The sequence below is a fragment of the Isoptericola sediminis genome, from assembly GCF_013085345.1.
In the GTDB taxonomy this organism is placed as follows: domain Bacteria; phylum Actinomycetota; class Actinomycetes; order Actinomycetales; family Cellulomonadaceae; genus Isoptericola; species Isoptericola sediminis.
In genome coordinates this window covers 426,352-446,189 of record NZ_JABFAJ010000024.1, presented here as the reverse complement: position 1 = coordinate 446,189, position 19,838 = coordinate 426,352, and the positions used below count along the sequence as shown (strand labels likewise).

The following is a 19,838-nucleotide window of genomic DNA, read 5'->3' as shown; positions in this document are numbered from 1 at the left end:
GCCGGTCAGCGCGCCGGACGCAGCGCCGCGGACACCTCGGCGACGGCCGCCGCGGCAGCACCGCGCAGGGCGCCGGCGTCGGGTCCGGCGGCCAGCACGCCCCGCGACGACGAGGCCAGGACCTGGCCTCGCGCGGCGCCGAACACGGCGGCCAGCTCGCGCTCCCCCGCGCCCTGCGCCCCGACCCCCGGGGCCAGCAGCGGACCGTTGACGGCCGACAGGTCCGTCCCGGTCGCGCGCACCGCGTCCCCCACGGTCGCCCCGACCACCAGGCCGACCGACCCCAGCGGTTCGGCGTCGGCGTTCAGGGCCGCCGCCTCGGCCGCGACCGACGCGGCGACGCTGCGCCCGTCGGCGGCGACCGCGTGCTGCACCCGCGCGCCCTCCGGGTTGGAGGTCAGGCACAGCACGAAGACGCCGCGCCCCGTCCCGGACGCCAGGTCCAGCGCCGGCCGCAGGGAGCCGAAGCCGAGGTAGGGGGTCAGGGTGACGGCGTCGCCCGCCAGGGGCGAGCCGTCGGCGAGGAACGCCTCGGCGTAGCCGGCCATCGTGGAGCCGATGTCGCCGCGCTTGGCGTCGACGACCGTCAGGGTGCCCGCCGCGCGGGCGGCGGCCAGGACGTCCTCCAGGGCCGCCAGCCCCCGCGAGCCGTGCCGCTCGAAGAACGCCACCTGCGGCTTCAGGGCCGCCACCCGGCCGCCGAGCACCTCGACGACACGCAGGCCGAACTCGCGCACACCGGTGGCGTCGTCGGGCAGGGACCAGGCCTCCAGCAGCGCCGCGTGCGGGTCGATGCCCACGCAGAGCGGGCCGTGGTCGTCCATGGCCCCGGCCAGCCGGGCCCCGAACGGCACCGGACCTGCCGGCGCGGTCACGCGTCCGCCCGGACGGCGGCCTCGCGACGCGCCACGGTCGCGGCGGTGTGCTCCTGCAGGCTGCCGACGTCGAACGGGCCGCCGCGCACGGCCTCGATCCCCTGCACCGCCGCGGCGAGCTGGTCGACCGTGGTGACCATGGGCTTGTCCGCGGCCGTCGTGGCCGCCCGGATCTCGTACCCGTCGGCGCGCGCGCCCTGCCCGGACGGCGAGTTCACCACCAGGTCGACCTTGCCGTCGTTGATGAGGTCGACGACGGTCGGCTCACCGTCCGCGCCCTCGCCCTGGGAGTACTTGCGCACGGTCGTGGCCGCGATGCCGTTGCGGGCCAGCACCTGGGCGGTGCCGGCCGTGGCCAGCACCTCGAAGCCGATCTCCGCCAGCCGCAGCACGGGGAAGACGATCGAGCGCTTGTCCCGGTCGGCCACCGAGACGAACACGGTGCCCCCGGTGGGCAGGCCCCCGTAGGCGGCGGCCTGCGACTTGGCGAAGGCGTGCGGGAAGTCCTTGTCGAACCCCATCACCTCACCGGTCGACCGCATCTCCGGACCGAGCACGGTGTCCACGACGTGCCCCTCGGCGGTGCGGAAGCGCTTGAACGGCAGCACGGCCTCCTTGACGGCCAGCGGTGCGCCCAGGTCCAGGCTGCCGCCGTCGCCGGTGGCGGGCAGGACGCCCTCGGCGCGCAGGTCGGCGATCGACTCGCCGACCATGATGCGCGCCGCGGCCTTGGCCAGCGAGGCGCCCGTGGCCTTGGAGACGAACGGCACGGTCCGCGAGGCGCGCGGGTTGGCCTCCAGCACGTACAGCACGTCCGAGACCAGCGCGTACTGGACGTTGAGCAGCCCGCGCACCCCCACGCCCCGGGCGATCGCCTCGGTGGACCGGCGGATGCGCTCGATCTCGGCCTCGCTGAGCGAGACCGGGGGCAGCACGCACGCCGAGTCGCCGGAGTGGATGCCCGCCTCCTCGATGTGCTCCATGACGCCGCCGAGGAACAGCTCCTCGCCGTCGAACAGCGCGTCGACGTCGATCTCCATCGCGTCGTCCAGGAAGCGGTCGATGAGCAGCGGGGCGGGCAGGACGCCGGGGGCACGGGAGGTCACGGCGTGCGCCGCGGCCTCCTCCAGGGCGCGCTCGACGTACCCGGTGAGCTGGTCCGAGGAGTAGACGATCTCCATGCCGCGGCCGCCGAGCACGTAGGACGGGCGCACCAGCACCGGGTAGCCGATGCGGTCCGCGACGTCCCGGGCCTCGCCCAGGGACCGCGCGGTGCCGAACGCCGGGGCCGGGAGGCCGGCCTGGGCGAGCACCTCGCCGAACAGGCCGCGGTCCTCGGCCGCGTCGATGGCCTCGGGCGTCGTGCCCAGGACCGGCAGACCGGCGTCGGACAGGCGCTGCGCCAGGGACAGCGGGGTCTGGCCGCCGAGCTGGACGATGATGCCCTTGACCGGCCCCGCGGCGAGCTCGGCCTCGTAGACCTCCAGGACGTCCTCGAAGGTCAGCGGCTCGAAGTACAGCCGGTCCGAGGTGTCGTAGTCCGTCGAGACCGTCTCGGGGTTGCAGTTGACCATGACGGTCTCGTAGGTGTCCTTCAGGGTCAGGGCGGCGTGCACGCACGAGTAGTCGAACTCGATGCCCTGGCCGATCCGGTTGGGTCCGGAACCGAGGATGATGACGGCCTCCCGCTCGCGCGGGGAGACCTCGGTCTCGGTGTCGTAGGACGAGTAGTGGTACGGCGTGCGCGCGGCGAACTCCGCGGCGCAGGTGTCCACCGTCTTGTACACCGGCCGCACGCCCAGGGCGTGCCGCGCCTCGCGCACACCGGCCGCTCCCCCGGGCCCCATGGACCGCAGCGCGGCGACCTGGACGTCGGACAGCCCGTGGCGCTTGGCGAGCCGCAGGAGGTCCGCGGTGAGGTTCGGCGCGCCGGCCACCTCGGCGGCGACCTCGTTGACCAGCAGGATCTGGTCGAGGAACCACGGGTCGATCTTGGTCGCGTCGAAGACCTGCTCGAGCGTGGCGTGCCCCGCCTCGACGGCGCGCAGGGCCTGCTGGACGCCGACCAGGCGCTGCTCGGTGGGCGTGCGGATCGCGGTGAGGAGCTCGGCCAGCTCGTCGCCGGACGGCGCCTCGCCGGTCCAGTGGAAGTCGACGCCGCCCTTGTCGATGCTGCGCAGCGCCTTGCCGAGAGCCTCGGTGAAGTTGCGGCCCAGGGCCATGGCCTCGCCCACGGACTTCATCGTGGTGGTGAGGGTGTCGTCCGCCGCCGGGAACTTCTCGAAGGCGAACCGCGGCACCTTGACCACGACGTAGTCGAGCGTCGGCTCGAAGCTGGCCGGGGTGACCTGCGTGATGTCGTTGGGGATCTCGTCGAGCGTGTAGCCGACGGCGAGCTTGGCGGCGATCTTCGCGATCGGGAACCCGGTGGCCTTGGAGGCCAGCGCCGACGAGCGCGACACCCGCGGGTTCATCTCGATGACGACGACGCGCCCCGTGTCGGGCTCGACCGCGAACTGGATGTTGCAGCCGCCGGTGTCCACGCCCACCTCGCGGATGACCGCGATGCCGATGTCGCGCAGCGTCTGGTACTCGCGGTCGGTGAGGGTCATCGCCGGGGCGACGGTCACCGAGTCGCCGGTGTGCACGCCGACCGGGTCGACGTTCTCGATGGAGCACACGACCACGACGTTGTCGTTCTTGTCGCGCATGAGCTCCAGCTCGTACTCCTTCCAGCCGAGGATCGACTCCTCCAGGAGCACCTCGGTCACCGGGGAGTAGTGCAGGCCCTGGCTCACGATGCGGCGCAGGTCCGCCTCGTCGTAGGCGAGGCCCGACCCGAGCCCGCCCATGGTGAAGGACGGCCGCACCACCATCGGGTAGCCGAGGTCCTCGGCGGCCTCGAGCGCACCGTCGACGGAGTGGATGATGCGCGAGCGGGCGGACTCGCCGCCGCAGACCTCGACGACCTCCTTGAACTCCTCGCGGTCCTCGCCCTTGCGGATGGCCGGGATGTTCGCGCCGATGAGCTCGACGCCGTACTCCTCCAGCACCCCGGCCTCGTGCAGCTCGATGGCGGCGTTGAGGGCCGTCTGCCCGCCGAGGGTGGGCAGCAGGGCGTCGGGTCGCTCCTTGGCGATGATGGAGGTGAGCACCTCGCGGGTGATCGGCTCGACGTAGGTGGCGTCGGCGAACTCCGGGTCGGTCATGATCGTGGCCGGGTTGGAGTTGACCAGCACGACGCGCAGGCCCTCCTCCTTCAGCACACGGCACGCCTGGGTGCCGGAGTAGTCGAACTCGCAGGCCTGGCCGATGACGATCGGGCCGGACCCGATGACCAGGACGGAGGAGAGGTCGGAACGGCGGGGCATCAGTTCTCCTTCTCGCCGGTGGTGGTGCCCGGTGCGGTCAGCGCCGTGAGCGCTGCGTCGGGGACGTGCACGGGCCGGCGGGTGGTCATGAGCTCGACGAAGCGGTCGAACAGGTAGGCGCTGTCGTGCGGTCCGGCGGCGGCCTCGGGGTGGTACTGGACGGAGAACGCCGGCAGGTCCAGGGCGGTCAGGCCCTCGACGACCCGGTCGTTGAGCCCGACGTGGGAGACGATGACGCGCCCGTAGCGGGTGTCGTCGTCGCGCTCGTCGTCGTGCGGGGCGGTGCTGACCGCCTCGACCGGGGCGTCCACGGCGAACCCGTGGTTGTGGGCCGTGACCTCCACCTTGTCCGTGGTGCGGTCCAGGACGGGCTGGTTGATGCCGCGGTGGCCGTAGCCGAGCTTGTAGGTGCCGTAGCCCAGCGCCCGGCCGAAGAGCTGGTTGCCGAAGCAGATGCCGAAGAACGGGATCCGGCGGTCGAGCACCCGGCGCAGCAGGTCGACCTCGGCCGTCGCGGCGGCAGGGTCGCCCGGGCCGTTGGAGAAGAAGACGCCGGACGGGCCGTCCTCGGGCAGCAGCGCGACGACGTCCTCGAAGGTCGCCGACTGGGGCACCACGTGCACGCGCACGCCGCGTTCGGCGAGACGCGCGGGCGTCATCGCCTTGATGCCGAGGTCGACGGCCACCACGGTGGCGACGGGGTCGGCCCCGGCGAAGTCGCCGGCGGGCTCGACCGTGTAGGTCTCGGCGGTCGACACCTCGCGGGCGAGGTCCGCGCCGGCCATGGGCGGGGCGGCCCGCACCTCCGCCACGAGGTCCGCGACGTCCCGCTCGACGCCGTCGGTGAACAGCGCGTCGCCGGAGAAGATGCCGGCGCGCATGACGCCGAGCTCGCGCAGGTGGCGCGTGAGGAACCGGGTGTCGACGCCGGCGATGCTGACGACGTCCTGGGACGCCAGCTCCTCGTCGAGGCTGCCGGTGGCCCGCCAGCTCGAGTGCCGGCGGGCGGGGTCGCGCAGGACGTAGCCGGCGACCCAGATGCGGTGCGACTCGGGGTCGTCGGCGTTGATGCCGGTGTTGCCGATGTGCGGCGCGGTCATCACGACGATCTGGCGGTGGTAGGAGGGGTCGGTGAGGGTCTCCTGGTAGCCGGTCATGCCGGTGGAGAACACGATCTCGCCGACGGTGGCGCCCCGGGCGCCGTAGGCGGTGCCGCGGGCGACGGTGCCGTCCTCGAGGACGAGGACCGCCGGTTCGGTGCTGGTGGTGGTGCTCACTGCGGATCCTTCGGGCTCGGCGTGGTCGGGGAGATCAGGGGCCGCACGGCGGCCAGGAGCCGGTCGTGGTCGGCCCGGTGGCGGGTGCGCAGCCCCGTGTCGACGGTGGTGGCCTCGACGGTGCCGTCGGCCGGCACCTGCCAGGTGAGCACGACGAGGCCGTCGCGCCCGACGTACTTGCCGGCCATGCCCGGCGCGGTCCCGGCGGCGCGCAGCGCGTCAGCGGGTAGGAGCAGAGGCCGGGCGGCGTCGCGGTCGACCACGACGCCGCCCGCGTACACGGTGACCTCGGCGTGGGACCGGTCGCCCAGTCCATGAGCACCGATCCTGGCCAACCAGTCCCCGTGCAGGGTGCTGGAGACGTAGACGGCCTCCACCGGGCCGACGACCAGCTCGCCGAGCTCTCCCTCGGTCAGGGGCGGCTCGGGCGGGGCGGGCACCAGGTGCCGGGTGCGGGTGGCCAGCCGGCGGCGGCCGGTGAGGACGAGCAGCAGCAGGACGAGGCCGACGACGACCCAGATCCCGACGGCGACGGGCAGCGGCAGGTTCATCGGACCGCCTCCCCCACCGCGACCGGCGTGCCGTCGAGCACGGTCGCCCGGCCGCGCAGGAACGTCGCGCGGACCTCTCCGGGCAGGGTGCGCCCGCGGAACGGCGTGTTGCCGCTCGCGGTGACCTGCGCGGCACCGTCGACCGTCCGGCGGGCCGCCGGGTCGACGAGGGTGAGGTTGGCGGGCTCGCCGACGGCGACCGGTCGACCCTGGGCGGCCGGTCCGGTGTCGACCCGGCCGATCCGCGCGGGGGCGGCCGACAGCACCCGGGCGACGTCCGCCCAGGTCAGCCGCCCGGTGTCGACCATCGTCTCCTGCACCACGCTCAGCGCGGTCTCCAGGCCGGTCATGCCGAACGCGGCGGCGCCCCACTCGCAGTCCTTGTCCTCGCGGGTGTGCGGGGCGTGGTCGGTGGCCACGATGTCGATCGTGCCGTCGGCCAGGCCCTCGCGCACGGCCTCGACGTCGGCCGCGGTGCGCAGGGGCGGGTTCACCTTGAACGTGGGGTCGTAGCTGCGCGCCAGGTCGTCTGTGAGCAGCAGGTGGTGCGGGGTGACCTCGGCGGTGACGTCGATGCCCCGGGACTTGGCCCAGCGCACGATCTCCACCGACCCGGCGGTGGACAGGTGGCACACGTGCAGCCGCGAGCCGACGTGCTCGGCGAGGAGCACGTCGCGGGCGATGATCGCCTCCTCGGCGACGGCGGGCCATCCGGTCAGGCCGATCTCGCCGGAGACGACGCCCTCGTTCATCTGGGCGCCCTCGGTCAGGCGGGGCTCCTGGGCGTGCTGGGCGACGACGCCGTCGAACGCCTTGACGTACTCCAGCGCGCGCCGCATGAGCACGGGGTCCGCGACACACCTGCCGTCGTCGGAGAAGACCCGCACGTGGGCCGCGGAGTCGGCCATGGCCCCCAGCTCGGCGAGACGCTCGCCGTCGAGACCCACCGTCACGGCCCCGACGGGGTGCACGTCGACCCATCCGGCCTCCTGGCCGAGACGGTGGACCTGCTCCACGACACCGGCCGTGTCGGCCACGGGCGAGGTGTTCGCCATCGCGTGCACGGCGGTGAAGCCGCCGGCCGCGGCGGCCCGGGTCCCCGAGGCGACGGTCTCGGCGTCCTCGCGACCGGGTTCGCGCAGGTGCGTGTGCAGGTCGACCAGCCCGGGCAGCAGGACCTGCCCGTCGGCCTCGACGACCTCCGCCCCGGAGGTGTCGGCCGCGCCGGCCGCGGTGATCTCGGCGACCACGCCGTCGCGCAGCACGACGTCGGCGGGTTCCCCGCCCAGCGGACGTGCCCCGCGCAGGACGTAGGTGGTGGACTGCTGGCTCACAGGTCGTTCCCTTCTGCCGAGTCCTCCCCGGCCATCAGCAGGTAGAGGGCCGCCATCCGCACGGCGACGCCGTTGGCGACCTGCTCGACGATGACGGCGCGGTCGGAGTCGGCGGCCTCCGCCGAGATCTCCAGCCCCCGGTTCATCGGGCCGGGGTGCAGCACGATCGCGTGGTCGGCCAGCCGCGCCAGGCGCCGGGCGTCCAGGCCGTAGTAGCGGGTGTACTCCAGCGGGCTCGGGAAGAACCCGCCGGCGCCGCCCGACATCCGTTCGCGCTGGACGCGCAGCATCATGACGGCGTCCGGCTGGAACTCCGCCAGGGTCTGGTCGAGGTGGTAGGACACGGCGCACGGCCACGTCTCCACCCCGACGGGGACGAGAGTGGGCGGGGCGACCAGGGTCACCTCGGCGCCGAGCGTGTGCAGCAGCGCCACGTTGGCCCGCGCGACCCGGGAGTGCAGCACGTCGCCGACGATGGCGACCTTCAGGCCTGCCAGGTCGGCACCGACGCCCTCGCCCGCGCCGCCGCGGAGACCCACGAGGTGCCGCCGGATCGTGTACGCGTCCAGCAGCGCCTGGGTGGGGTGCTGGTGCGTGCCGTCGCCCGCGTTGAGCACGCCCGCGTCCAGCCAGCCGGCGTGCGCGAGCTGGTAGGGGGCGCCGGAGGCCCAGTGCCGCACCACGACGGCGTCGGCGCCCATGGCGTGCAGCGTCAGGGCCGTGTCCTTGAGGGACTCGCCCTTGGAGACGCTCGACCCCTTGGCGGAGAAGTTGATGACGTCGGCGGACAGCCGCTTGGCGGCGGTCTCGAAGGAGATCCGGGTGCGGGTGGAGTCCTCGAAGAAGAGGTTGACCACGGTGCGCCCGCGCAGGGTGGGCAGCTTCTTGATCTCGCGGGACTGGGTCGCGGCCATCTGCGCCGCGGTGTCCAGCAGCAGCACCGCCTCGTCCTTGCTCAGGTCGGCGGTCGAGAGCAGGTGCTTCATCGCGCACCCCCCTCGCCGTGCTCGCGGCCGGAGATGACCACGGCGTCCTCGACCCCGTCGACCTCGGAGAGCAGCACGCGGACACGCTCCGAGGTGGAGGTCGGCAGGTTCTTGCCCACGAAGTCCGGGCGGATGGGCAGCTCGCGGTGCCCGCGGTCGACCAGGCAGGCCAGGCGGACCGCCCGCGGGCGGCCCAGGTCGCCGAGGGCGTCCAGCGCGGCGCGGATGGTCCGGCCGGAGTAGAGCACGTCGTCGACGAGCACGACCGTGCGCCCCTCGATCCCCGCCTGCGGCAGGCGGGTGACGCCGACGGCGCGGGTGGGCTGGCGACGCAGGTCGTCGCGGTACATCGTGACGTCGAGCTCGCCGGTGCTCGCGGCGGGGTCGAAGGCCGGTTCGATGCCGGCCAGCCGCTCGGCGAGCCGGTGGGCGAGGGTCACCCCGCGGGTCGGGATGCCGAGCAGCACCACGTCGTCGGCGCCTTTGGCGCGTTCGACGATCTCGTGGGCGATGCGGGTGAGGGCGCGGGAGACGTCGCTCGCGCCGAGGACGGTCGTGCCGTCCGGTGTGGGGTCTGCGGGCATCGCAGGGCCAGGGCTCAACGGGACTCCTTCTCCGCCTCACGGGACGGCATTAAAGGGGGTCTGTTCCGGGCAAGCCTAACCCGGAACCTCGGCGCCGGGCGCCGGGCGTCCGCACGGTGGACGCCCGGCGGCCCGCGCCGTCAGTCGAGCAGGGTCGGCTTGATCTCCATCAGCCGCCCGAGGACGCCGTTGACGAAGCTCGGCGACTCGTCGGTGGACAGCTGGCCCGCCAGGTCCACCGCCTCGTCGACGGCCACGGCGTCGGGCACGTCGTCGTTGTACAGCAGCTCGTAGGCACCCACCCGCAGCAGCGACCGGTCGACGGCGGGCATGCGCGCCAGCGTCCAGTCGCGCGAGTAGGTCTCGAGCAGCTCGTCGATCCGCTCGCGGTGGGCGACGACGCCCTCGACGAGCTCGACGGTGTACTGCGGCACGCTCGCCTCGGCGTGCGGCTCGATCACCCGGTCGGCGAGCAGCACGAGCGGGTCCATCGCGCGCTGCTCCGACTCGAAGAGGATGTCGGCGGCGCGCTTGCGCGCCTTGGTCCGTGCGCCCACGTCAGTCGTTCACGCGGCCGAGGTACGACCCGTCACGGGTGTCGACCTTGACCTTGGTGCCCTGGTCGAGGAACAGGGGGACCTGGACCTCGGCGCCGGTCTCCAGGGTGGCCGGCTTCGTGCCGCCGGTGGAGCGGTCGCCCTGCAGGCCCGGCTCGGTGTAGGTGATCTCCAGCACGACCGACGGGGGCAGCTCGACGTAGAGGGGGACGCCCTCGTTCATGGCGACCATGACGCTCATGCCCTCGAGCATGTAGTCCTTCGCGCCGCCCACGACGGTCGTGGAGACCGGGATCTGGTCGTAGGTGTCGGTGTCCATGAAGACGAAGTCCTCGCCGTCCATGTACAGGTACTGGTAGTCGCGGCGGTCCACGTTGGCCGTCTCGACCTTCGCGCCGGCGTTGAACGTCTTGTCGACCACCTTGCCCGAGAGCACGTTCTTCAGCTTGGTGCGGACGAACGCGCCACCCTTGCCCGGCTTGACGTGCTGGAACTCGAGAACGGACCAGAGCTGGCCGTCGATGCGCAGCACGGTGCCGTTCTTGATGTCGTTGGAGGTAGCCACGGTGTTGTTCGTCCTCGACAGGTCTCGGGAAAGGATGGTCGGCCGGTCGCCCCGGCGGGATGTCGGCATCCCGGCGGCAGAACGGCCCGGGACAGTCTACAGGGACGACAGCAGCGCCTGCCCGGCCACCCCGAGCGACCCCGCCCACACCAACGAGGCGAGGCTGCCCACGACGAACCGCTCCCCCGCCACGGGGTGCTCGCGCAGCTCCGGCAGCCGGCCCAGCGCCTTGACGGCGACGACGACGGCGACCCCCTCCGGGTAGCCGGCCAGGACGGTGCCGGTGATCGCGAACCGCTCGAGCAGACCGATCCACGTGCCGTTGCCGAGCACGGCCAGCGCCTCGGCCTGCGCCCGCGCCCCGGCCCGGGACTCGGCGTGCCGCAGCACGAGGGGCACCAGCCAGGCACCGCCCCCGACGCTCAGGGCGAGGGTGACCACCCACAGCCCGACGGCCCACCAGATCATCGCCTCACTCCTCCCCCGGTCCGCCGGGTCCGTCCGCGGCGCACGCCGCCACGTCGGCCGCCCGCAGCAGCCGCGCGGCCAGGGGACGCACCGCCAGCTCCTCGGCCCACAGGGCGGTGCGCAGCCGTTGGCTGACCGCCTGCTCGCTCACGCCCAGGACCTCCGCCGTCGCCCGTTGCGGCGCCGCCGACGCCTCCTGCTCGCCGAGGGTATCGACGGCCTCCCAGCCGGCCGGGGACCGACGCGCCGCGACGGCGCCCAGCAGCCGGAGCAGCGACTGGGCGTCCGCGGCGATCGTTGCTCCCGGCTCGTCCGTGGCACCGACGACGGCGAGCGGCACGACGCTGCCGCGCCGCTTGGCGTCCTCGACCGCCTCGCGCGCCCGGACGAACGCCGGGCCGGACGCGGCGCGCGAGGCGGCCGGCAACGGATCCTGCACGGCCCCGACGCCGACGCCGACCGACCAGCCCCCGTCGCGCAGGAGGTCGGCGACGATCTCGACGGCGAGCCGGGCACCGTCGTCGCCGTCCAGCACACCCTGCACCTCGTCGCCGACCGTCCGGTCGAACCCGAGGCGCACGCCGGGCCGCTCGCCGCCCGTGCGGGTGCGCAGCAGCGCGAGCACCTCCGGCACGAGGTCACCCCGGGTGGTGCTGTCCCGCTGGTCCACCGTCAGCACGATCATGCATCAAGCATAGAGACTTGATGGTGTCTGATCAAGCAACAGGACTTGATATGCGGTGATCTAGTGCGAGAGCTTGTGAGAGATCGCCTCGAGCGCCAGGCGGTAGGAGTCGAAGCCGAACCCGGCCACGGTCCCCGTCGCGATACCGGCGACCACCGAGTAGTGCCGGAACGACTCCCGCGCCGCCGGGTTGGACAGGTGCACCTCGACCAGCAGCAACGACGACGTCGTCACCTGGGCCGCGGCGTCCCGCAGCGCATAGCTGTAGTGGGTGAAGGCTGCAGGGTTGAGGACGACGTGCGACCGCGAGTCCACGGCCTCGTGCAGCCAGCCCACGATCTGCGCCTCGTCGTCGGTCTGGCGCACCTCCACGTCCAGACCGAGCCGCGCACCCCAGTCGTCGGCGACCTCACGCAGGTCCGCCATCGACGCGTGGCCGTAGATCTCCGGCTCGCGCACGCCGAGCCGGCCGAGGTTCGGGCCGTTGAGGATCATCACGCGCGGTGTGTCGGTCATGTCCCGAGCCTAGCCAGCACTCCCCCGCCCGGTCACCGGGCCGACCACCCGCGCCAGCGCTCCACGGCGAGCCGGACCACCGGACCGGACGGTCGCGCGCGTCGGTACGGCGCGTACCGGGCGGCCAGCGCGTCCAGTGCGGCCTCGCGGCCGGCGTCGTCCGACCGGGCGCGGACGTCCGCCCGGACCCACCACAGCCGGTCCCAGTCGTCGTCGTAGACGTCGACCAGCAGCGCCGCCCGCGGGTTGGCCCGCAGGTTGCGCAGCCGGCGCAGGTCGCTCGTCCGCTTGGGCTTGTGGTCGACGGCGGTCACCACGTCGACCCGGTCCGGGCCGCCCTCCAGCGCGGGAACCACGGCGAACGTCACCGGCACCAGGTGCGGCACGTCGTCGGCGGAGGTGGCGAGCACCGCGTGACGTGCCGCGGCGAACCGGTGGCGGCAGGTGGCCGCGTCGAGGGCCGGCACGGGCGTCTACACCGGCCGGCGCGTCCGGAGGGCGTCGATCTCCTCACGGCGCAGCGTCACCAGCCGGTCCACGACCTCGCCGGGCAGCGGATGGTCGGGCTGGAACGCGATCGACCCCTTCGTCACCCGGAAGTCGGCCAGCCGGTCGGCGAGCGCCACGATCGCCGCCGGGCTGAACGGATAGACACCGACGTGGTGCGCCCGGGCGACGACGGCGAGCAGCGGGCTGTCCCGGTACCGCAGCGCCGGCATGCCGTAGCCGACACCCTCGGTGGCCTCGGGCACGAGCCGGCGCGCCCGGGCGACGACGTCGGCCACCGCGGACCGGTCGGGCTCGTCCAGGCCGGCCACGTACGCGGTCACCTGCCCCATGCGACCCATGCTGCGGGCGTCCCGGGTACCTCGCCAGCGGGTCGCACCGGCAGGTCCCGTGGGCAGGTCACGAGGAGAGGTCAGCGCTCGGCGGGATCGGTGACCACGAGCATGAGCACCAGCCCGGCGAGCAGGACGACGACGATCGCGAGCGTGCCCCAGATCGTCGCACCGGTCAGGGCGATGACGGCGGTCCACAACGCCGGGGTCAGGAAGGAGACGGCGCGGCCCGTGGTGGCGTACAGCCCGAACACCTCCGACTCCCGGCCCGCGGGCGTGACCCGCGCCAGGAACGACCGGGAGGCGGACTGCGCGGGCCCGACGAACGCCGTCAGGGCGAGCCCGGCGACCCAGAACACCGGAGCCCCCAGGGGGTACAGCGCGACGATCGCCGTGCCGCACAGCACCAGGGCGGCCAGCGACCACAGGATCACCGTGCGCGGCCCCAACCGGTCGTCGAAGAGTCCCGCGGCCATGGTGCTCACGCCGGCGATGAGGTTCGCCGCGATGCCGAAGATCATCACGTCGTTGTCGCCGAAGCGGTAGGACACGGCCGCGACGATCGCGCCGAAGGTGAACACGCCGGCCAGCCCGTCGCGGTAGACGGCGCTGGCCAGCAGGAACCAGAAGGTCGTGCGCGCGGTCCGCCACAGGTCGACGACGTCCCACCACAGCTCGACATAGCCGGCGAAGAACCCCACCCGGGGCCTGTCCGCGGCCGGCGGGGCCTCGGGCACCCGGCGGAAGAGCGGCCAGGCGAAGGCGACGGCCCACAACCCGCACCCGATCGCGATCGCCCGGTAGCCCCAGCCGTCCGAGGTGTCCATCCCGAAGAAGTCCGCGCTGCTGGCCACGACCACCAGGACGAGCGCGACGATCCCGCCCATGTAGCCCAGGCCCCAGCCCAGCCCGGAGACGCGACCCACGGTGGACGGCGTCGAGACCTGCGTGAGCATCGCGTTGTAGTTCACCCCGGCGATCTCCCCCGCCACGCTGCCCAGCGACACGAGCGCGGCCCCGAGCGCGAAGTACGCCGGCTCCGCCCGCACGAGGCCGAGACCGAACATCGCCACGACGAGCACGACCGTGCCCCCGGCGAGCCAGGCCTTGCGGCGGCCGGCCACGTCGGCTCGGCGGCCCAGCACCGGTGCGAGCAGCGCCACCAGCACCCCGCCGGCGGTGATCCAGGCGCCCAGCCCGCTGGAGAGCGTGGCCAGGGCGCTCTCCCGGGCCGGGTCGTCCGCGCCCAGCGCCGCCACGGACGGCTCCAGGAAGGCGTCGCTGGTCAGGTACAGGGCGGTGAAGACGAAGGTGACGATCACCGTGTTGAACGGCTGGGTGGCCCAGTCCCACAGGGCCCACGCCACCACGCGACGCCGCCGCTCGGTGGGCGGCAGCGTGGCGAAGGTGGCGGAGGCGTCGTCGTGGCCCGACGACGTCGTCGGTGTCGTGTCGCTCATGGTCGGTGAGTCTGGCGCATCCCGAGGGGTGGCGGGTAGCCCCGCGCGCTCGGGGTGCGGATCTCAGGCGGGTCGGCGGGGCGGCGGGTCTCCCGCGAGCGCCCACCGGATCGCGCGCGTGGCCAGGTGCCCGCCCGCCCGGACGGGCGCGGGCTCACCGCGCAGCGGCCACGGGGCCGGGGTCAGCTCCTGGGCCCACCGGGGCAGCGCCCCGTAGGAGGCCGCAGCGAGCAGGACGTAGGGGCCGCGGGCCGTCCACGGCAGCGGGGGTTCGGCGAGCAGGAACCGGGCGACGTCGCGCGAGGCGTCCGTGGCGGCGAGCTCGTCGCGGTACTCGTCCAGGGCCTTGCGCAGCTCGGTCCGGGAGCGTGGTGGCCGGTCCGCGCCGAGCCGCTCGGCGACGGTCGCGGTCTCGGCGAGGTAGGCGTCGCACCCGGCGCCGTCGAGCGGGCGACGGCCGTACCGCTGGTGGGCGCCGAGGAAGCTGTCGACCTCGGCGACGTGCACCCAGCGCAGCAGCCACGGGTCGTCGGCCGCGTAGGGGCGCCCGTCGGGCGCGACGCCTGCGACGCGCGCGTGCACGGCCCGGACGACGTCGACCGCCCGCTGGGCGTCGTCCGCGGTGGCGAAGGTGGTCTCGGCGAGGAACGTGCTGGTGCGGCCCAGCCGGCCCCACGGGTCGCCCCGGTAGCCGGAGTGGTCCGCCACGGCCGCCATGGCCAGGGGGTGCAGCGACTGCAGCAGCAGGGCGCGGACCCCGCCGACGAACATGGAGGCGTCGCCGTGCACGCGGGCGATGGCGGAGTCGTCGGCGAACCAGCGCGGCCCGGGGCTCGTGTGGATGCGTTCGCGCGCGGCACGCCCGGCGCTGCCGCCGGAGACCTGTTCGAAGAGCTGCCGGCCGGCGCGGCGCTGGAGATGGCGCAACGGGGATCGCACGGACCCATTCTGCGCCAGGTCCGGGGATGCTCCGGTAGGTTGCCGGTGTGCGCGACGACACCGTGGCGACCACCTGGCGGCCGGACGAGCTGCTGGGCGGGCCGTTCGAGAGCACGCCGGTCGGCGGGGGCACGCTGGTGCGCTCGGCCACGGCTCCCCCGCGTCCGCGCGCCGTGGTGCTGCACCTGCACGGCTACAACGACTACTTCTTCCAGGACCACTTCGCCCGGGCGCTCGAGGCGCAGGGCGTCGCCCTGCTGGGCGTCGACCTGCCGGGCGCGGGACGCTCGCTGCGCGCCGACCAGATCCCGCACTTCGTCACCGACCTGCGCGAGCACGGCCCCGCGCTCACGGCCGCGGTGCACGCCGCCCGGGCGGCCGCGCACGGCGTCCCGCTCGTCCTGCACGCGCACTCGACCGGCGGGCTGCTGGCGGCGCTGTGGGCGCACGCCCACCGGGGCCGGGGCGACGTCGACGCCCTCGCGCTGGACAGCCCGTTCCTCGACCTGCACGCCTCGTGGCTGCAGCGCACCCTGGGCACCTGGGTGCTGGACGCCGTCGGACCGTGGTCGCCGACGGCGGTGCTGTCGACGACCCCGTCCGTGTACGCCACGCACCAGCTCGCGACGAACGGCGGCCGGTGGGACTTCGACGTGCGCTACAAGAGGCCCGAGGGTCAGCCGGTCCGTGCCGGGTGGCTGCGCGCGGTGCGCCGCGGCCAGGCTCGCGTGGCGCGAGGGCTGGCGATCGACGTCCCGGTGCTGGTGGCACGCTCGGACCGCTCCGGTCCGGACGTGGCGACCAACCCCGACCTCGACGTCCAGGACACGGTGCTCGACGTCGCGCAGATCGCCCGGCTGGCACCGCGCCTGGGCGATCGGGTAGACACCCTGACCGTGCCGGGCGGGGTGCACGACCTGCTGCTGTCCCGCGAGGAGCCCCGCCTGCGGTACCTCACCGGCCTGACGGGCTGGATCGACGACGTCGTGACAGGGTCGAAGCCATGAACGAGCACCGCAGCACCCACCCGTACCTCGACCCGCGCCCCGGCACCCCCGGCCGGCAGGTGGTCGCGCTGGCGCACCGGGGCTTCTCCCACGGGGACGAGAACCTGGAGAACTCGATGGCCGCGTTCGAGGCGGCCGTCGACCTCGGCTTCGGCTACGTCGAGACCGACGCGCACGGCACCCGCGACGGCGTCGCCGTCGCGCTGCACGACTCCTCGCTGGACCGCACCACCGACGGCAGCGGCGAGGTGGCCGACCAGACCTGGGACCAGGTGTCGCGCGCCCGGATCGGCGGGCAGGAGCCCGTGCCCCGGCTGGACGACCTGCTGGGCACCTGGCCGGACCTGCGGGTCAACATCGACGTCAAGGGAGACTCGAGCATCGAGCCCGTGGCCGAGGCGATCGAGCGCACCGCGAGCCACGACCGGGTCTGCGTCACCTCGTTCTCCCCGGGCCGGCGCCGGCGCACGCTGGCGAGGATGTCCCGGCCGGTGGCCACCAGCGCGGGCACGAGCGAGGTGCTCGGGTTCCTCACCGGGGCCCGGCTGCGGGTCCCCGGTCTCGTGCAGCGGGCGCTGCGCGACGTCGACGCCCTGCAGGTGCCGCCCGCGCAGGGCGGCGTCACGGTGGTGGACGCCGCCACGGTGGCCGCGGCGCACCGCGCGGGTCGGCACGTGCACGTCTGGACCATCAACGACCCGGACGAGATGCGCCGGCTGCTCGACCTCAACGTCGACGGCATCGTCACCGACCGCGCCGACCTGCTGCGCGACGTCCTGCGCGAGCGGGGCCTCTGGTCCTGACCGACCCGTTGTGGGCATGAAGAATGCGGGTCCCGGCAGCGGGAACCCGCATTCTTCATGCCCACAACGGGCGGGGGGTCAGGCGCCGAGCTGGACGGTGACCCCCGGGTTGCCCGACGGCGGCTCCTTGGAGATCTCCGCGTAGGCCGCCGCGAGCACCGTCGGGTCCGGCCCCTCGAGCCGCACCGGCTTGGCGACGTCGTCCAGGACGACGAAGCGCAGCAGGTCGCCCCGGGCCTTCTTGTCCCGGCGCATCGCGGCCAGGAGCTGGTCCCAGCGGTCGCCGCGGTAGGTCGTCGGCAGGCCGAGGGCCGTGAGGATCTCGCGGTGCCGGTCGACGACGGCGTCGTCCAGCTTGCCGCCGAGGCGTCCCAGCTCGGCGGCGAACACCATGCCCACGGCCACGGCGGCGCCGTGGCGCAGCTGGTAGCGCTCGACCAGCTCGATCGCGTGGCCCAGGGTGTGCCCGTAGTTGAGGATCTCGCGCAGGCCCTGCTCGGTGAGGTCCTCCCCCACGACGCGCGCCTTGACGCGGACCGACCGCTCGATGAGCTCGGTCAGGACGTCCCACGTCTCCTCGGCGGTGTCCCGCCCGGCCCACTCACGGATCGCGTCGGCGTGCTCCTCGACCAGCTCCAGGATCCGCTCGTCGGCGATGAAGCCCGTCTTGACGACCTCGGCCATGCCGGCCACGAGGTCCCACCGCTCCAGCGACTCCAGCGCGGCCAGGTCGCACAGCACGCCGGCCGGCGGGTGGAACGCGCCGACGAGGTTCTTGCCCTCGGCGGTGTTGATGCCCGTCTTGCCCCCGACGGCCGCGTCGACCATGGCGAGCAGCGTGGTCGGCACGTGCACGACCCGGATCCCGCGCAGCCAGGTGGCCGCGACGAACCCGGCCAGGTCCGTCGTCGCACCGCCACCGACCGCGACGATCGCGTCCGAGCGGGTGAAGTCGGCCTGGCCCATGACCTGCCAGCAGAAGGCCGCGACCTGCGCCGTCTTCTGCTCCTCGGCGTCGGGGAGCTCGGCGGCGAACGCCTCGTACCCCTGCGCGGCGAGGTCCTCGCGCACGGCGTCGCCGGTGGCCTGCAGCGAGGCCGGGTGCATCACCAGGACGCGGCGCACCCCCTCCCCGAGCAGGGTCGGGATCTCCCCGAGCAGGTGGCGGCCCACGACGACGTCGTAGGGCTTGTCGCCGGGCACGGTCACGCGGACCGTCATGGGCGGACCTCCTGAAGGATCTCGTCGGCGACCTGGGCGGCGGTGCGCTCGTCGGACACCACCACCGTGGTCGCCAGTCGTTCGTAGGTGGGGCGGCGCGCCTGCATCAGCTCGGCCCAGCGGCCGCGGGGGTTGCCCACCAGCAGCGGGCGCGACCGGTTGAACCCGACCCGCGGGGCCGCCTGCGCCAGGGAGACGTCGAGGAACACGACGGTCCCCCCGTCGGCCGCGTACCCCGTCAGGGCGCTCTGGGTGTGCTGGTCCATGACGGCACCGCCGCCCAGGGCCAGGACGCCGTCGTGGGTGGCGAGGGCCGTGGTGACGGCCTCGCGCTCGAGCTCGCGGAACCGGGGCTCGCCGTCGTCGACGAAGATGTCGGCCACCGCCTTGCCGGCCGTGCGCTCGACGTCGGCGTCGGTGTCCCGGAACGCGACGCCCAGGCGCTCGGCGAGGATCCTGCCGACCGTGGTCTTGCCGCTGCCGGGCGGGCCCGTGAGCACCACCCGCGGTCGCGTCGCCGTCATCGCAGCAGCTCGGGGATCGACGCCAGGTAGGCCTCGGCGTTGCGCCGCACCTCGGCGACCGAGTCGCCGCCGAACTTCTCCAGGGCGACCTGCGCGAGCTCCAGGGCGACCATCGCCTCGGCGACGACGGCGGCCGGCGGCACCGCGCACACGTCGGATCGCTGGTGGTGGGCGGTGACCTCCTCGCCGGTGGCGACGTCGACGGTCGCCAGGGCGCGGGGCACGGTGGAGATGGGCTTCATCGCCGCCGAGACCCGCAGCACCTCGCCGTTGGTCATGCCGCCCTCGATACCGCCGGCCCGGTTGGACCGGCGCACGATCCGGCCGTCGGCGTCCCGCTCGATCTCGTCGTGCGCCGCCGACCCGCGCCGGCGGGCCGTGCGGAAGCCGTCGCCCACGCCCACGCCCTTGATCGCCTGGATCCCCATGAGGGCGGCGGCGAGACGAGCGTCGAGGCGGCGGTCGGAGTGGGTGTAGGTGCCGAGGCCGGTCGGGACGTCGTAGGCGAGCACCTCGACGACGCCGCCGAGGGTGTCGCCGTCCTTGCGGCAGGCGTCGATCTCCGCGACCATCGCCTCGCTCGTGGGGCCGTGGAAACAACGCACCGGATCGGCGTCCAGCGCGGCGACGTCGTCGGGCGTGGGCAGGTCGGCGTCCTCGGGGACCTCGACGGTCCCGATGGCGGTCACGTGGCTGACCAGCCGCACGCCGAGCGCCTGCTCGAGGAACTTGGCCGCGGCGGTGCCCAGCGCCACCCGTGTCGCGGTCTCCCGGGCACTGGCCCGCTCCAGGACCGGCCGGGCGTCGTCGAACCCGTACTTGCGCATGCCCACCAGGTCGGCGTGGCCGGGGCGCGGGCGGGTCAGCGGCCGGTTACGGGCGATCTCGCGCTCGTCGCCGGTGCCGGCGTCGCGCAGCAGCGCCTCGCGCGGCACGGGGTCGGCGGACATCACGTCGACCCACTTGGGCCACTCGGTGTTCGCGATCTCGATCGACAGCGGACCGCCCTGGGTCACGCCGTGGCGCAACCCGCCCAGGACGCGGACCTCGTCCTTCTCGAACTTCATCCGGGCGCCGCGGCCGTAGCCGAGGCGGCGCCGGGCGAGGGCGTCCTGGATGTCGGAGGTGAGAATCTCCACCCCGGCGGGCAGTCCGTCCATCAGGCCCACCAGGGCCTGACCGTGCGACTCCCCGGAGGTCAACCAGCGCAGCATGCTCGCGATTCTGTCACGCCCGCGGGGCGACCGACGTCGACGGTCGGATGGCGGACGTCACC

At 74.1% G+C, this 19,838-nt stretch carries 21 protein-coding genes; 2 read left to right on the top strand and 19 right to left on the bottom strand.

Going from position 1 to position 19,838, the window contains the following annotated elements:
• Positions 1-5 precede the first annotated feature (5 nt).
• From pyrF to HLI28_RS14455, 16 genes are all read right to left on the bottom strand, one after another.
• Positions 6-875, bottom strand: coding sequence for an orotidine-5'-phosphate decarboxylase (pyrF, locus tag HLI28_RS14530; RefSeq protein ID WP_171248253.1), 870 nt, complete (start codon positions 873-875; stop codon positions 6-8).
• Positions 872-4,246, bottom strand: a complete 3,375-nt coding sequence (gene carB, locus HLI28_RS14525) for a carbamoyl-phosphate synthase large subunit (RefSeq protein WP_171248252.1) — start codon at positions 4,244-4,246, stop codon at positions 872-874. The genes pyrF and carB overlap by 4 nt, the downstream gene beginning before the upstream one ends.
• Positions 4,246-5,523: a glutamine-hydrolyzing carbamoyl-phosphate synthase small subunit gene (carA, locus tag HLI28_RS14520; RefSeq protein ID WP_171248251.1), complete on the bottom strand. Its 1,278-nt coding sequence runs from the start codon at positions 5,521-5,523 to the stop codon at positions 4,246-4,248. Before carA ends, carB begins: the two co-directional genes overlap by 1 nt.
• Entirely contained in the window at positions 5,520-6,074 is a 555-nt protein-coding gene (locus HLI28_RS15655) for a PH-like domain-containing protein (protein WP_171248250.1), read from the bottom strand. The genes carA and HLI28_RS15655 overlap by 4 nt, the downstream gene beginning before the upstream one ends.
• Positions 6,071-7,408: a dihydroorotase gene (locus tag HLI28_RS14510; protein ID WP_171248249.1), complete on the bottom strand. Its 1,338-nt coding sequence runs from the start codon at positions 7,406-7,408 to the stop codon at positions 6,071-6,073. The genes HLI28_RS15655 and HLI28_RS14510 overlap by 4 nt, the downstream gene beginning before the upstream one ends.
• Positions 7,405-8,394: an aspartate carbamoyltransferase catalytic subunit gene (locus HLI28_RS14505; RefSeq protein WP_171248248.1), complete on the bottom strand. Its 990-nt coding sequence runs from the start codon at positions 8,392-8,394 to the stop codon at positions 7,405-7,407. The genes HLI28_RS14510 and HLI28_RS14505 overlap by 4 nt, the downstream gene beginning before the upstream one ends.
• On the bottom strand, positions 8,391-8,978 hold the full coding sequence (gene pyrR / locus HLI28_RS14500; protein ID WP_171248342.1) for a bifunctional pyr operon transcriptional regulator/uracil phosphoribosyltransferase PyrR: 588 nt from the start codon (positions 8,976-8,978) through the stop codon (positions 8,391-8,393). Before pyrR ends, HLI28_RS14505 begins: the two co-directional genes overlap by 4 nt.
• A gap of 140 nt (positions 8,979-9,118) precedes the next feature.
• Positions 9,119-9,535 carry a transcription antitermination factor NusB gene (gene nusB, locus HLI28_RS14495; protein WP_171248247.1) on the bottom strand — a complete coding sequence of 139 codons (417 nt, stop codon included), beginning with the start codon at positions 9,533-9,535 and terminating at the stop codon, positions 9,119-9,121.
• Position 9,536: 1 nt separating this feature from the next.
• Positions 9,537-10,100, bottom strand: coding sequence for an elongation factor P (efp, locus tag HLI28_RS14490; protein ID WP_171248246.1), 564 nt, complete (start codon positions 10,098-10,100; stop codon positions 9,537-9,539).
• Between the two features lie 96 nt (positions 10,101-10,196).
• On the bottom strand, positions 10,197-10,568 hold the full coding sequence (locus HLI28_RS14485) for a hypothetical protein (RefSeq protein ID WP_171248245.1): 372 nt from the start codon (positions 10,566-10,568) through the stop codon (positions 10,197-10,199).
• A gap of 4 nt (positions 10,569-10,572) precedes the next feature.
• Positions 10,573-11,253 (bottom strand): hypothetical protein, encoded by a 681-nt coding sequence (locus HLI28_RS14480; protein WP_171248244.1) that lies wholly within the window; start codon positions 11,251-11,253, stop codon positions 10,573-10,575.
• Positions 11,254-11,313: 60 nt separating this feature from the next.
• Positions 11,314-11,769: a type II 3-dehydroquinate dehydratase gene (locus HLI28_RS14475; RefSeq protein ID WP_171248243.1), complete on the bottom strand. Its 456-nt coding sequence runs from the start codon at positions 11,767-11,769 to the stop codon at positions 11,314-11,316.
• A 32-nt stretch (positions 11,770-11,801) separates the two neighbouring features.
• Positions 11,802-12,236 (bottom strand): TIGR03668 family PPOX class F420-dependent oxidoreductase, encoded by a 435-nt coding sequence (locus HLI28_RS14470; protein ID WP_171248242.1) that lies wholly within the window; start codon positions 12,234-12,236, stop codon positions 11,802-11,804.
• A gap of 6 nt (positions 12,237-12,242) precedes the next feature.
• On the bottom strand, positions 12,243-12,608 hold the full coding sequence (locus HLI28_RS14465; protein WP_171248241.1) for an iron chaperone: 366 nt from the start codon (positions 12,606-12,608) through the stop codon (positions 12,243-12,245).
• A gap of 80 nt (positions 12,609-12,688) precedes the next feature.
• Complete coding sequence (locus tag HLI28_RS14460; protein WP_171248240.1) at positions 12,689-14,068, bottom strand: MFS transporter; 1,380 nt, start codon at positions 14,066-14,068, stop codon at positions 12,689-12,691.
• A 63-nt stretch (positions 14,069-14,131) separates the two neighbouring features.
• Positions 14,132-15,007 (bottom strand): oxygenase MpaB family protein, encoded by an 876-nt coding sequence (locus HLI28_RS14455; protein ID WP_171248239.1) that lies wholly within the window; start codon positions 15,005-15,007, stop codon positions 14,132-14,134.
• Positions 15,008-15,054: 47 nt separating this feature from the next.
• On the opposite strand from HLI28_RS14455, the gene HLI28_RS14450 reads away from it, so the two are divergent.
• A complete protein-coding gene (locus HLI28_RS14450; protein ID WP_171248238.1) occupies positions 15,055-16,014 on the top strand; it encodes an alpha/beta fold hydrolase in 960 nt (319 codons plus the stop codon).
• Entirely contained in the window at positions 16,011-16,817 is an 807-nt protein-coding gene (locus tag HLI28_RS14445; RefSeq protein WP_171248237.1) for a glycerophosphodiester phosphodiesterase family protein, read from the top strand. The genes HLI28_RS14450 and HLI28_RS14445 overlap by 4 nt, the downstream gene beginning before the upstream one ends.
• Positions 16,818-16,895: 78 nt before the next feature.
• Here HLI28_RS14445 and aroB read toward each other — a convergent pair whose 3' ends face one another.
• The 3 genes from aroB to aroC are packed head-to-tail and all read right to left on the bottom strand — an operon-like array spanning position 16,896 to position 19,776.
• Positions 16,896-18,038 carry a 3-dehydroquinate synthase gene (aroB, locus tag HLI28_RS14440; RefSeq protein ID WP_171248236.1) on the bottom strand — a complete coding sequence of 381 codons (1,143 nt, stop codon included), beginning with the start codon at positions 18,036-18,038 and terminating at the stop codon, positions 16,896-16,898.
• Positions 18,035-18,562 carry a shikimate kinase gene (locus HLI28_RS14435; RefSeq protein ID WP_171248235.1) on the bottom strand — a complete coding sequence of 176 codons (528 nt, stop codon included), beginning with the start codon at positions 18,560-18,562 and terminating at the stop codon, positions 18,035-18,037. Before HLI28_RS14435 ends, aroB begins: the two co-directional genes overlap by 4 nt.
• Positions 18,559-19,776, bottom strand: a complete 1,218-nt coding sequence (aroC, locus tag HLI28_RS14430; protein WP_171248234.1) for a chorismate synthase — start codon at positions 19,774-19,776, stop codon at positions 18,559-18,561. The genes HLI28_RS14435 and aroC overlap by 4 nt, the downstream gene beginning before the upstream one ends.
• Positions 19,777-19,838: the final 62 nt, after the last annotated feature.

What these genes read in the sequence shown, in the direction of transcription:
- carB (WP_171248252.1), bottom strand. Translation starts at nt 4,246, where the DNA reads ATGCCCCGCCGTTCCGACCTCTCCTCCGTCCTGGTCATCGGGTCCGGC.
- HLI28_RS15655 (WP_171248250.1), bottom strand. Translation starts at nt 6,074, where the DNA reads ATGAACCTGCCGCTGCCCGTCGCCGTCGGGATCTGGGTCGTCGTCGGC.
- HLI28_RS14505 (WP_171248248.1), bottom strand. Translation starts at nt 8,394, where the DNA reads ATGAAGCACCTGCTCTCGACCGCCGACCTGAGCAAGGACGAGGCGGTG.
- pyrR (WP_171248342.1), bottom strand. Translation starts at nt 8,978, where the DNA reads ATGCCCGCAGACCCCACACCGGACGGCACGACCGTCCTCGGCGCGAGC.
- HLI28_RS14485 (WP_171248245.1), bottom strand. Translation starts at nt 10,568, where the DNA reads ATGATCTGGTGGGCCGTCGGGCTGTGGGTGGTCACCCTCGCCCTGAGC.
- HLI28_RS14480 (WP_171248244.1), bottom strand. Translation starts at nt 11,253, where the DNA reads ATGATCGTGCTGACGGTGGACCAGCGGGACAGCACCACCCGGGGTGAC.
- HLI28_RS14475 (WP_171248243.1), bottom strand. Translation starts at nt 11,769, where the DNA reads ATGACCGACACACCGCGCGTGATGATCCTCAACGGCCCGAACCTCGGC.
- HLI28_RS14465 (WP_171248241.1), bottom strand. Translation starts at nt 12,608, where the DNA reads ATGGGGCAGGTGACCGCGTACGTGGCCGGCCTGGACGAGCCCGACCGG.
- HLI28_RS14460 (WP_171248240.1), bottom strand. Translation starts at nt 14,068, where the DNA reads ATGAGCGACACGACACCGACGACGTCGTCGGGCCACGACGACGCCTCC.
- HLI28_RS14445 (WP_171248237.1), top strand. Translation starts at nt 16,011, where the DNA reads ATGAACGAGCACCGCAGCACCCACCCGTACCTCGACCCGCGCCCCGGC.
- aroB (WP_171248236.1), bottom strand. Translation starts at nt 18,038, where the DNA reads ATGACGGTCCGCGTGACCGTGCCCGGCGACAAGCCCTACGACGTCGTC.
- HLI28_RS14435 (WP_171248235.1), bottom strand. Translation starts at nt 18,562, where the DNA reads ATGACGGCGACGCGACCGCGGGTGGTGCTCACGGGCCCGCCCGGCAGC.
- aroC (WP_171248234.1), bottom strand. Translation starts at nt 19,776, where the DNA reads ATGCTGCGCTGGTTGACCTCCGGGGAGTCGCACGGTCAGGCCCTGGTG.